The sequence below is a fragment of the Cetobacterium sp. genome (assembly GCF_051658645.1).
Taxonomy (GTDB): Bacteria; Fusobacteriota; Fusobacteriia; order Fusobacteriales; family Fusobacteriaceae; genus Cetobacterium_A.
Window position 1 is genome coordinate 1 of record NZ_JBOFMZ010000045.1, and the last position, 12,829, is coordinate 12,829.

The 12,829-nt window shown below is 26.6% G+C and carries 11 protein-coding genes; 10 read left to right on the top strand and 1 reads right to left on the bottom strand.

Annotation, left to right across the window (positions count from 1 at the left end; all coding sequences use genetic code 11):
* Positions 1-163: 163 nt before the first annotated feature.
* Entirely contained in the window at positions 164-3,262 is a 3,099-nt protein-coding gene (locus tag ACRCZX_RS05165; protein ID WP_438581865.1) for a type I restriction endonuclease subunit R, read from the top strand.
* A 20-nt stretch (positions 3,263-3,282) separates the two neighbouring features.
* On the opposite strand, the gene ACRCZX_RS05170 is transcribed toward ACRCZX_RS05165, so the two are convergent.
* On the bottom strand, positions 3,283-3,528 hold the full coding sequence (locus ACRCZX_RS05170; RefSeq protein WP_438581866.1) for a PBECR4 domain-containing protein: 246 nt from the start codon (positions 3,526-3,528) through the stop codon (positions 3,283-3,285).
* Positions 3,529-3,938: 410 nt separating this feature from the next.
* On the opposite strand from ACRCZX_RS05170, the gene ACRCZX_RS05175 reads away from it, so the two are divergent.
* The 9 genes from ACRCZX_RS05175 (at position 3,939) to ACRCZX_RS05215 (ending at position 12,377) form a co-directional block, all read left to right on the top strand.
* Entirely contained in the window at positions 3,939-4,295 is a 357-nt protein-coding gene (locus tag ACRCZX_RS05175) for a helix-turn-helix domain-containing protein (RefSeq protein ID WP_438581867.1), read from the top strand.
* Complete coding sequence (locus ACRCZX_RS05180) at positions 4,295-4,852, top strand: ImmA/IrrE family metallo-endopeptidase (protein ID WP_438581868.1); 558 nt, start codon at positions 4,295-4,297, stop codon at positions 4,850-4,852. Before ACRCZX_RS05175 ends, ACRCZX_RS05180 begins: the two co-directional genes overlap by 1 nt.
* A gap of 258 nt (positions 4,853-5,110) precedes the next feature.
* The gene (locus ACRCZX_RS05185; protein WP_438581869.1) at positions 5,111-5,383 is read left to right on the top strand and encodes a hypothetical protein; all 273 of its coding nucleotides are present in this window, start codon (positions 5,111-5,113) and stop codon (positions 5,381-5,383) included.
* 205 nt (positions 5,384-5,588) lie between these two features.
* Positions 5,589-7,070, top strand: coding sequence for a caspase family protein (locus ACRCZX_RS05190; protein ID WP_438581870.1), 1,482 nt, complete (start codon positions 5,589-5,591; stop codon positions 7,068-7,070).
* A gap of 79 nt (positions 7,071-7,149) precedes the next feature.
* A complete protein-coding gene (locus tag ACRCZX_RS05195; protein ID WP_438581871.1) occupies positions 7,150-7,461 on the top strand; it encodes a type II toxin-antitoxin system antitoxin SocA domain-containing protein in 312 nt (103 codons plus the stop codon).
* Between the two features lie 67 nt (positions 7,462-7,528).
* On the top strand, positions 7,529-8,449 hold the full coding sequence (locus tag ACRCZX_RS05200) for a hypothetical protein (protein WP_438581872.1): 921 nt from the start codon (positions 7,529-7,531) through the stop codon (positions 8,447-8,449).
* Between the two features lie 595 nt (positions 8,450-9,044).
* Positions 9,045-10,490, top strand: a complete 1,446-nt coding sequence (locus ACRCZX_RS05205) for a DUF262 domain-containing protein (protein ID WP_438581873.1) — start codon at positions 9,045-9,047, stop codon at positions 10,488-10,490.
* Positions 10,490-11,587: a hypothetical protein gene (locus ACRCZX_RS05210; RefSeq protein ID WP_438581874.1), complete on the top strand. Its 1,098-nt coding sequence runs from the start codon at positions 10,490-10,492 to the stop codon at positions 11,585-11,587. The genes ACRCZX_RS05205 and ACRCZX_RS05210 overlap by 1 nt, the downstream gene beginning before the upstream one ends.
* Positions 11,588-11,591: 4 nt before the next feature.
* Positions 11,592-12,377 carry an HNH endonuclease gene (locus tag ACRCZX_RS05215; protein ID WP_438581875.1) on the top strand — a complete coding sequence of 262 codons (786 nt, stop codon included), beginning with the start codon at positions 11,592-11,594 and terminating at the stop codon, positions 12,375-12,377.
* The last annotated feature ends 452 nt before the right edge of the window (positions 12,378-12,829 follow it).

A 12,829-nucleotide genomic window follows, 5' to 3' on the forward strand; every position in this document is an offset into this window, starting at 1 on the left:
AAACAACGAGGACAAGAGATATTATTAATATACATAGTTAAAAACTGCTCCTTTCTTGGGGGGAATATTGGTTGTTTGAATAACTATTATACCTCAAAGGATTGGAGTAGTTTCAATAATTTTTAAGTTAACAGAAACAAATATAATCGAGGGAGTAGAGTTAATGAGTAGTTTAAAGCCAATTACAGAAACTAATAATTTTATAGTTTTAGATAGATATGACAAGATAGCTGGACAAGGTGTAAGTTATCAAACTGAAGCTCAATTAGAACAGGAACTGCTAGAAGATTTGCAAAATATAGGTTATGAGTATTTACCTAAGCTTATGAACACTAAAGAGATGTTAAAAAACATTAGAATTCAACTAGAAAATCTTAACAATGTTAATTTTCTAGATTCAGAATGGGCACGATTTCTTGAGGAGTATTTAGATAAGCCGAGTGATAACTATATAGATAGAACACGTAAAATTCATGATGATTATATTTATGATTTTGTCTTTGATGATGGACATATTCAAAATATCTATCTTCTTGATAAGAAAAATATGAGTAGAAATAAATTACAGGTTATTTCACAGTTCCAACAGCGTGGAACTAGTGCCAATCGTTATGATGTAACAATCCTAGTAAATGGATTGCCTTTAATCGCAGTTGAACTGAAAAAACGTGGAATTGCTATTCGAGAAGCATTTAATCAAATCAATAGATATACTAAAGAGAGCTTTAATGCTGACGATTCTCTTTTCAAATATTTACAAATTTGTGTAATCTCAAATGGTACAGATACAAGATACTTTGCTAACACTACTAAGAGAGATAAAAATAGTTTTGATTTTACTATGAACTGGGCAAAATCTGATAATACCCTTATTAGAGATTTAAAAGATTTTAGTGCAACATTTTTTCAGAAAAATACCTTGTTAGACATATTGTTAAATTACTCTGTTTTTGATTCGAATAACACACTACTAATTATGAGACCTTATCAAATAGCTGCAACAGAAAGAATTTTATGGAAGATAAAGAGTTCATATTTAGCTAAAAAATGGAAAACTCTAGAAAGTGGTGGATATATCTGGCATACAACAGGATCAGGGAAAACTTTAACAAGTTTTAAAGCTGCTCTTTTAGCTAAAGAACTAGATTTTATAGATAAAGTATTCTTTGTTGTAGATAGAAAGGATTTAGATTACCAAACAATGAAAGAGTATCAACGTTTTTCTCCAGATAGTGTTAATGGTTCTGAAAATACAGCTGGACTTAAAAGAAATATGCAGAAAGATGATAATAAAATCATTGTAACTACTATTCAAAAGTTAAATAACCTGATTAAGAGTGAAGCAGACTTACCAATCTATAACGAACAAGTTGTTTTTATTTTTGATGAAGCCCACCGTTCACAGTTTGGTGAAGCTCAAAAAAATATTGCTAAGAAATTTAAGAAATACTATCAATTTGGATTTACTGGAACACCAATATTTCCAGAAAATGCTTTAGGTTCTGAAACTACAAGTAGTGTATTTGGAACAGAGTTACACTCGTATGTTATTACTGATGCAATTAGAGATGAGAAAGTTCTTAAATTTAAAGTTGATTATAATGATGTACGTCCTAAGTTTAAATCTGTAGAGATAGAACAAGATAAAGAAAAAATAAGCTCTGAGGCAGCAAATGCAACTTTTTTACATCCAGAAAGAATTAAAGAGATCTCTCAATATATTCTTAATAACTTTAGAATAAAAACCCATCGTATACCTAATGGTGCAAAAGGGTATAATGCTATGTTTGCTGTAAGTAGTGTGGATGCAGCAAAGCTTTATTATGAAACGTTAAAAAACTTACAAAAAGCATGTGAAAAACCTTTGAAAATTGGAACTATATTTTCTTTTGCACCTAATGAAGAACAAAGCTCTATAGGAGAGATCCTTGATGAAACTTTTGAAACTTCTGCAATGAATACGAGTGCAAAAGAGTTTTTAACCGCTGCTATTACCGACTACAACAGTATGTTTAAAACAAACTTTGGTGTTGACAGTCAAGAGTTCCAAAACTATTATCGTGATCTATCTAATAGGGTAAAAAATGGAGAGATTGATTTATTAATTGTAGTTGGGATGTTTTTAACAGGATTTGATGCTCCTAAATTAAATACACTATTTGTTGATAAGAACTTACGTTATCATGGACTAATACAAGCTTTTTCAAGAACAAACCGTATTTATGATTCTACAAAGACTTTTGGAAATATAGTTACTTTTAGAGATTTAGAAGTTGCTACAATAGATGCTATAACCTTATTTGGTGATAAAAATACAAAAAATGTAGTGCTAGAAAAAAGTTATAAAGAATATATGGAAGGATTCACAGATGTTAGCACAGGAGAAGCACGTCGTGGATATATAGAGGTAGTTAAAGAATTAAACTCTCGTTTCCCACATGTCGATGATATTGTTCTTGAAAAAGATAAAAAAGCCTTTGCTAAACTATTTGGAGAATATTTGAGAGTTGAAAATATATTACAGAATTATGATGAGTTTACAAAGTTAAAAGCTTTACAATCTCTTGATATGAATGATTCAGAATTGGTTCAAGAGTTCAAAGCTACCCACTATCTAAGTGATAGAGAGATCGAGGATATGAAAAATATTGAAATGCCTGAAGAGAGAGTCGTTCAAGATTATCGTTCTGCATATAATGACATTCGTGAGTGGCTTCGTCGTGAGAAAAAGAGCACAGTGGGAGATGATTCTAGACTCGAATGGGATGACGTTGTTTTTGAAGTAGATCTTTTAAAATCACAAGAGATAAATTTAGATTATATTCTAGAATTGATTTTTGAAAAACATAAAAGTACAAAAGATAAAGATGTGTTAATAGAAGATGTACGTCGTTTAATTCGTTCGAGTACTGGAAATCGTGCAAAAGAAAGCTTGATAGTTGACTTTATTAATAACACAGATTTAGATAAATTCTGTGATAAAGCTAATATCATAGAAGCATTTTTCTCTTATGCTCAACTAGAACAAATTAAAGAAGCAGAAAAGTTGATTGTAGAAGAGAATCTTAATGCTGATGGTGCTAAAAGATATATTTTAACATCACTAAAAAAAGAAGGGGCTAGTGACAATGGAACTGAATTGAATTCAATTATTCCTAAGATGAGCCCTCTTAATCCTAATTACTTAACTAAAAAAAGCACTGTATTCCAGAAAATATCTGCTTTTGTTGATAAGTTTAAAGGTATTGGTGGGAGAATTTAACGTTTGATAAAAGGAAGAGACTATTTCTCTTCCTTTTTTAATGTTTCTATTTTTATATGTTTTTGTTTATCTTTTTTAAATTTATGTAACCCTAGCAAGTGAGGAAAATTGTTTTTTTCAAATTTTATTTCTATAACTTCACCAGTTTCTAGAATATAAGTATATCTATAAGGACATATATAATCTCTATAAAAAGAATAAAATAATTTTAAATCAATTTTATTTTTACTAACTTTTTTTGTGGTATTAAGAAATTGTTCTGGCATTTAGACTCCTTATATACAAAAAGCCTGTTAAAAAACAGGCTTCAAAGGTTGTATTATATTTTTGTTATTTACAGTGGAATACTTTTTAGTTGTTATTCCTCAACATAAACCTAGAATATTCAAAGCCCCTACGTGGGTACCAACCCTGTAACAAGTTAGCTCTATCTCCTTTAACTCAGATAGTCGAGATATATATTAATAATATACAATATTTTTATTTAAAAATCAATAAAAATTAGAATGACTGTATAACAAATAAAAAATTTACAAAATTAGTAAAAATAAAAAACAAAAAAAGTTTAAAAAAAATTTGATTTCTTGAAGAAAAAATGATACTATTAATTGTAAGGATGAAATATAAATGAATATAGAGCAAAGATAACTAAATAAAAAAGGGGATATGATGACAAATGAAAAGTAGAATAGCAAAGTTTCTTAGAATTTTAAGAATTCAAAATGATGAAAACTTAAAGGAAATGGCTGAGAACTTAGGAATATCTACACCATACTTATCAGCCATAGAAAATGGAAAAAGAGATATTCCAAGTGATTTCCATGAAAAAATAGTAAATATTTATAGTTTAACATCTGAAGAATCAGAAAAATTGCAAAAAGATATAGAATTATCTGCAAAAGAGAAAATTATTGATATGACGAATTTATCAGAAGAAAGAAAACTATTAAGTATAAGATATGCAAGAAAAATCCAAGAACTTTCAGATGAAGATTTTAAAAAATTAAAAAACATACTAGGAGAGGATATTTAATGATACAAAATTATGCTTCAACAATACAAATAAACTCAACAAAAGCTGAGCCGAGATCTAGACAAAAGATTGAGGCTGAAGTTGAACAATTTAGAAAAAATTGTAAGATTACTTCTTCAAAAGGTAGAGCAATTGATGTACTTAAGGTGTTAGACTTGTCAACTGAGGTGTATGGATATGAATACCAAGTTGTAGAAGATCGGGAACTTCCATATAATGTTTATGCAGAAACAGATTTAATACATAAGAAAATATACATAAAAGAATCTGTTTACGATAGAGCTGCTAAAGGGAGTACTAGAGATAGGTTTACAATAGCTCATGAAATAGGGCATGTTATAATGCATACGGATAAGATAATAGTTTGTAGAGGAGATGAAATAAAAAAATACGAATATCCAGAGTGGCAAGCTGATCATTTTGCAGCAGAACTCTTAGTACCCGTATTTCATATCGGTGATTTATCTGTTGATGAAATAACAAATAAATATAAAGTATCGAAAACAGTAGCTCAAATAAGAAAAGATAGAGCTAACTCATTAAAAAATCCAGCATAAAGCTGTTAACATAGATAAAATCTTGACATAGTCAAAATTATATGATTAATTAAAACTCGCAACTTTAGTCTATCATATAGTAGAAACTGTGTCAAGTAAAATTTGACGCAGGAGGTGATTTCTTATGTATATTTACAGAGCATCATACACTAAGGATGGTGTAACTTACTACGCTAAAGATTATGGCAAAAAAGCTTTTAAGATTTGGATAGGAAAAGAAAAGAAAACTACTAAAAATAACTAACGGGAGGTATTGGTATGATAGACAATACAATGATTACAAAAGATTTATTGAAACATTTAGCAGGGGAAGTTTTGTCAGAGGATTATAGTGCTGAAATGCCTGTAAAATCGATAGCTGGCTCAGCTCTAAAATGCTTTGGAGATAAAGGAGTTCCTAAAGTGGAAATAAGAGATACTGCAAAACAAATTGTAGCTTCTTATACAAATGCTCCAAATTATCAATATAATAAAAACGAAGCTATATTGGCATACGGAGTTTTAAATTTTGAAACGTATGTAAAACAATAGTGTTATGTAAAGAAAGAGAGAAAATTTTCTCTCTTTCTTTATAATATTCGTTAAAAATATATTTTCAATTTTCATCTCATACCTATAAACTTAAGAAAATTAATCTTGCTGTTTACAGTTATTCTTTTTTTATTTTATTAAAAGTGGTATCCTTTAGTTATAGAGTAATTTATAAGAGAGAAAAAATGCAGAAGGAGGAGAAATTTTGGAGATAGGATTTACTAAATATGCAATTTTAATAGGAATAGATGATTATAAAGAAGATCCCAGTAATACATATAAATTACAACCATTAAAGGGATGTGTAAAAGATATTAAAAAAATAAAAGAAATATTAATTAGCAAATGTGGTTTTAAAGAAAAAAATATTTATACTATTGAAAGTATCATTGAAAAACCAGAAACAGAAATAAGGAATAGAATAAATTTATTCTTAGAAGAAATAGGTAAAACATTTGAAAAAAATAAAGATTCAATCTATTTTCAATTTTCAGGACATGGAGTATTAAATGATGGAACTTCATATATAATGTTACACGATTCACCTATGAAAGTATTAGATATACCTGATGTTATTAATGGAGCTTTATTGCCAAAACATCAATTTTATACATTTGATTGCTGTCATTGTGGAGGAGAAACAACTTTTATAAGAGGAACTAGTGCTGATATTGAAAAGTTGGAGAAATTTTTTCAAAAAAGTAGTGGATTAGATATTTTATATGCTTGTAAAAAAAACCAAGCAGCTTTGGAAACAGAAAATGGTGGAAAATTAACTAATAGTATTATAAAAATAATATCTGACGTAGATTATTATGATAAAAAGGATGGAGTATTATCATCTGGAATACTTATAGAACAGGTAAAAAAAGAAATGATGAATGAAAAACAAGAACCAATAGGTCGTTCTGAAACAAATGGATATTATCCATTTGCATCAACATTATTTTGGAAAAATATAGATAAAATAGATAAAATAGAAAAAATCGGAGAAAAGGAGGAGAATAAAAGAATTATGACAGAGATAATAGAAGAAAAATCTTATAATATTTTTTCAGATGAAAAAAAGTATCATTTAGAAAGAAGAGAAACTAGTCAGAATTTTTTATCACTAATAGAGGAAAGTATTAATAACATTTTAACTATAAAAGGGATTGTACCCGTCAAGATAGTAATTAGCGACAACTTATTACCAAGAATATATAATTCATTAGACTATACACCAACAAATTCAGGATTAATAAGAAATCTTAAAGTCAATCCTAGGAATAATTCACTTATTGGTTATCAAATAGAATCAATTTTGGGAGGAGCAGAAATTAATAAATATGAATATTCATTAGGAAGTGATTCATTTGAGTATATTGTGGGATATTCATTAAAAAATGAATTTAGTAATTCCTTTAAATTGGGAGTACTTATATTACCATTACAATTTGGATTAAGTGTAACTTTTTTATTACTTGATTCTTCTTTTGGAAGTAATACAGAATCAATATCATTAGAAAATTTATATTTTAATATTATGACAAATGAAGAATTTGAAATAAAAAAAGAAGATATAAATATAATATTTTATAAGAAAATAGAAGAGTTTATAAAAAGAACTGAAGAAAAAAACCAAAAATTCAATGAAGAATTGAGAGAAAAATATAAAAAGTTTGAAGCCAGTGTTGTAAAACTTTAATACTGTTACTTACTAGGGGGAGATTCTCTATTTTCTTAAAAATTGTAAAAATGTCTATAAAACAAAGCTAAATAAATTAATGTGGTATACTTATTTTAAAAACTATCAGAAAAATGATGAGTCAATTACTGGTCTTGCATATATCCACAAACATTTTGAAGCAGTTCCAGTTGGGATAGATGAGATGTTAAAGTGTTTCGAGTCTATTGAAATAGAGGAGAAGGAAAATGAAGAAAAAGGATATATATATTTCGACATTAAGCCGTTGAGAGATTCAGATTTAACTGTTTTTACTCTAGATGAATTAGAAACTTTAAAAAGTATAAGAAATAAGTTTAAAAATTTTGGAAATAAAGAGATTATCTTGAAACAGCATATATTCAGACTTTAAATAAAGAAAGAATTGAATATGGATTTGCTAGAGAGTTAAAAACGATTTAAAATAAAAGGGGGAAGTTATGACTATAAATAAAAAAAGAATTAAATTAGTAGAAAAATATTTTTCTCATATGAACGAAAATGATAGTTTCGTTTTAGGAATTAATATGATAGAGATAAAAAATATAAATATTTTAAAAAAAATTGGATTTACAGATAAATTAGAAGTTGGAGAAAAAGTTTTACCTTCATATATAGGACCTAAAACAAAGTATAATGGAGAGGGTAAAAAAATAATTGTAAAAGACCTTCCTAAAGAAACTTTTTATGTTTCACGGTTTTGGAGTTGGAAAGATTGGGGTGGAAATGGACATTCTAAAATAGTATTAATACCTCGTGAACGTTATCAAAGAAAACAAATCTCTCCACCAAGTATTGAATTAATAATAGGATCAGATAAAAGTAATAATAAATATATTTATGCTGATAGAATGATCTATAGTGATGAAAATAAAAGTATTATACTTTCTACTGTAAATATGTTTTTAGAAATATTTGGAACTTGTACCATTTTTAAAAATGATTTTAAACAATCATTAGTTCCCATAAAAAAATTAAATTGGGAAATGTTGCCACCAGGGGAAAAAAATTGGAATGAATTTAAAATTTCTTTAGAAAAAAATATTTTAAGAGATTTTAAAAATTGTTCTAAGAAAGCAGTTTATGAAAATCGTCTTAAAAAAATAAATAATTTAAATCCTGATTTTATTGCTATTGGAAATGGTGGATTTTCTGGATATATTGTTTTAGGATTCAAAGATAAAAATTTATATATATTAGAAAATTTATGGTATGGAAATGCAACTTATATTTTTGATGAAAATTGGGAAACTTTATCTCAACTGACTAAAATGGAAGTTCTTTCTAATGAGCTATATAAAGAGAGAATTATTCATGATCCACTTTGGGAAAGTAATTTGAATAATATTGTAACTTTCTAAAAATTAGAAACAGTTTTTAAATATATGCTTTAATCAATATCTTGAATCTCCATTTATGGTACAATCTAAAAGAACGACTTAAAATTAAAAATAATTTTTGAACTTATTTTATGAACAGATAATTGTTATTTACTTTAAACGAACGATATTATATAATATATCCAAGAATTTTAATTATCGGAGGAAGTATGAACGTTGGATATGTGAGAGTCTCCGCTGTGGACCAAAATGAAAGTCGTCATTAGTGAGGATGAAAGAAGCCAAGGTGGAAAAACTGTATATTGAAAAAGTATCGGGTAAGGATATCGAGGGGAGACCTGAACCTAAAAATATGCTAGAGCTTGTTAGAGAACTGGAAAGATATTTACAACAGTTGGAAAACTAGAGAAATCACAGGAACTAGAGCAATGGAGATGCTAAATCTTAAAAAGACAACGTTTTATAAGTTACTTAGAGAGTGAGAAGAGATTCACAAAATTAAATGAAAAGTTATTCTTAAATAATTAGAGTAAAATCTAAAGTTTTACTCTTTTTTTATTCTATTAAAAATGGTATTCTTTAACTATAGAACAATTTATGAAGGAGGTTTAATTGAATGATTTTAGAAGATAATTTAAATGATGATATTTTAGATGAAGTTGATCAGGGTAATTATAATAATGAAAAAGATGATGATAACTCTGAACTTAGTCATTCTAAAGAATATAATCCAAAAGAAATTTTAGAAGAAATAACAAGCGAAAATAATTTGAAATATACAAGTAAAAGCTATTCAATAGAATGGTTAATTGAACAACTTGGAAAAGGAAAGTATAAAATACCAGGATATCAAAGACGATATGTATGGAGTGCAGAACAAGTTACAGCTTTAGTAGTTTCTTTATTAAAAAGAATGCCTATTCCAAAATTATATGGTTATTACACAGAAAGTGAGGAAATTAGTGCCACTCTAGTCATAGATGGTCAACAGAGATTGACAAGCTTATTTATGTACTATTGGGGAATATTTCCTAAATCTAAAAACAGAATTGATTATGCTTCATGTTTACAAGAAATAGCAGAGTTATGTAAAGATTACTATTCAAGTAAATCAACTGCAGGAGAAAAGCAGAGAATTAAAGAAACTTTAGCTACTAAGTATCAACTTCGGCTTGATTACAAGTTTGTATATTCAGCTAATGAATATGATGAAAAACAACATAAATTAGATTTAAGCTACCGTGGAAACTCAGATCTTAATGAACAACAAAAATTTAGACTTTTAGATAGAGAGTTGGATTTTCTTATAGTTGAAGGTAATAATTTTTCTGAAGCCGTAGATTTATTTAGAATATATAATTCAGCAGGAACACCTTTGAATACTCAAGAAATAAGAAACGGATTATATCAAAAGAATTGCTTATATAAATTAATTAATGAATATAGTGATAATATACTTAGTAAAGATGGTATAAACTATGATTTTAGTCACAATTGGAGTCGATTCAATAAAAAAGGAATTGTAGGAGATAGAATGGAAATTAAAAGACTATTTCAACTTTTAACATATTATTTCTCCTTTTCACATAGTATAGAAAAAGCTGAATCTCAAAGTTATAAATTTGAAAAAAGAGATTCACCACTACTAATATTTTTAAAAAATAGAACAAAAGAAGAATTAACAAGTATAGAGCTTGATATTTATTCTAAGCATTATAGAAAAAAAGGCTCTTTAGAAAAAATGATAAACAACTATTCAGAATATATTGCAGAAAATGGAGATAATAAAGAGTTATTAACTGAAGAGTTTCAAACAATTGAAGATTTTTTTAAATTAAATTTTGAGAATAGAAAACCTGAAAATACTTCAAAATTTAATTATAATAATCTTTGTATGATATACCTTATTTTGAGATCTAATAACAAATTAAAAACATTCATGACAATTCCAGAAGAAGCAGTATATTATGATTCTAAAGGACTTAGTTTAAATAACCCTGAAGGATATTTAAGAAGAATAACAGAAATAAGAAATATCCTTATTAGGAAAGGTGTTATATAGTGATATTATTTGAAAAAATTGAGAATATAATATCAAATAGCAATAATACAAAAAAAGGAATAGCTTTTATAGGGGATAACTCTGGTGGAAAAACATATATAATGGAAGCATGTGTTAACAAATTAAAATCAGAATATAAGATTATTTATATTCCAGAAAATTGTCAGGACTTAGACGTTATAAATCATACTGAAAGTATAGGAGATAATACTAGAGTTTTTAGCAAAAAAACAGAATTAACATCATTAAAAAATATATATCAGAATAGAATTTCTCAAAAAATTGATGGTAGCCCTAGAATTCAACATGCCCAAAAAATTGATGATGAAGCGATAATAATCTCAAAAATCCTTGCAGAAACTAACCCGGAAAATTTATTGAAATTTTTTGATGAAAAGCTGAACTTTAACTTGGATTTTTCAAAGGTTCCAATGGAAATATCTATTTCTAATCAACCTATGAGTATTTTAACTTCATCTGGTTATAAAGCTATGATTAAAATTGCCTCAGAGATATTTTTTTATATGTCTGAAAATGTTGAACATAAAGAAAAAGTTCTTATATTTATTGATGAAATTGACTCTAAATTTTATTGGACAAATAGAGAAAAATACTTTAAATATTTAGAAGAGTTTATTAGAGGACAATTTAAAAATAAAGAAATTTTATTTATTATATCCTCTCATATGTCAGAGACAGTAGCAAATTTACCCGAAGGTTATTCTATTATTAAAATGTTTGCAAAAAAAGGTGAAGATATTGAATATAAAGAGTATGAATCTAATGATTTTCTTAATCAAGAGCAAATAGATAGAATAATTTTTGATAAGACTACTGAAGTGTTTAAAGAATCTGAAAATTTAATTATTTTAAAAAATTTATATTTTAATATTATAAAAAATAAACATATGAATCATAACTGGACAAAAAATGCAATTAGTATCGAAAATATATCCTATACCTACAAAATTTTCGGTAATTCTATTATAATAATAAAAGATTACTGTTACAGTTATGATATAATGTATTATAATAATTTATCAATAAAAGAAAGAATTATTTTTAATTCTATAAAACAGCTACTAGGATGGGGGTAATCCAATGAAATTAAAAATGATAAATTTCCCCTATTCATCATATATAAACTACATCACTAACTATAAAAGTACCTGTAAATCTAATCATTACGATGGAGCAGAAAGTGAAAAATTTTTTAAAGGTATGCTTTATCTCTCTCAGTATAGATGCTTTTATTGTGGTCAAAGTCTTATAACTAATGCTAGTTGTAATTTATATTTTGAAAGAGAACATATTATAAATAAAAAATATTACGGAAGAAATAAAAAAGAAATTAAATCTGATGAAAATAAAGCTTTAAATAAATGTAAATATAACCTTATTCCAATATGTAAATCATGTAATTCCTTAAAAAAACATATTATAACTTCAACGATATTTGTAGAAAGTTTAAATAATTTAGAAACTTTAAACCAATGTATAAATAAAAATTATATAGTTTGTACAGAGTTTCAACATTGTTTGAATAGTTTTAAAGACGAAAATTTTAATCCGTTTAGTGAAAATGTGGAGCTTGATATTTTACATAAAATTTACACTGGTGACGAAAATTATATAACTCAATTTCAGTTAAATCGCAGAACTAAAACATTATTTTTTAATTTATTCAACTTATTATATGAAATGAATTTTGATTTTTTTAATGGCGGATTTATTAAATATTTGAAATCCATTTCTAACAACTCCTTAGAAGATAAGTTAATTGATTATTTCTGTGAAATTGGAATAATTAGTGATTTTAAAATTATCGACTCTAAAAAATTAAATAATTTAATAGAGACAATTATTTTATTAGAAGAATTCTACTAAAATAACACATTACTAAATCTATTTAAAAATATATCGTAACTACTCAGCTGGTAGATTACAAAAAATAAAAAATAGCTAAATAAAAGGAGATTACTATATCTAACGATATAGTAATCTCCTTTTCTATTTAGGCCTCGGTTCCATACCCATCAACTTAAGAAAATTAATCAGAACTCAAATTTCTTTAATAAGGCCAAACGTCCATACCCATCAACTTAAGAAAAATAATCTGAACTCAAATTCTTCTAAAAGATTTTTGAGTTCTTTTTTTATACAAATTTAAATTTTGGATATTTTTTGGTATGACAAAAAAATGCTGTTAACAGCACTTACTCAAAGCTATTACTTCAAATCTTTAAATTATCAATTTTAATATATCATCTGAGCTGAACTCCCCTTTCCTTCTACTTTTTATACAGGTTTTAGGAACTAGTATTTTTAATTTATCTATT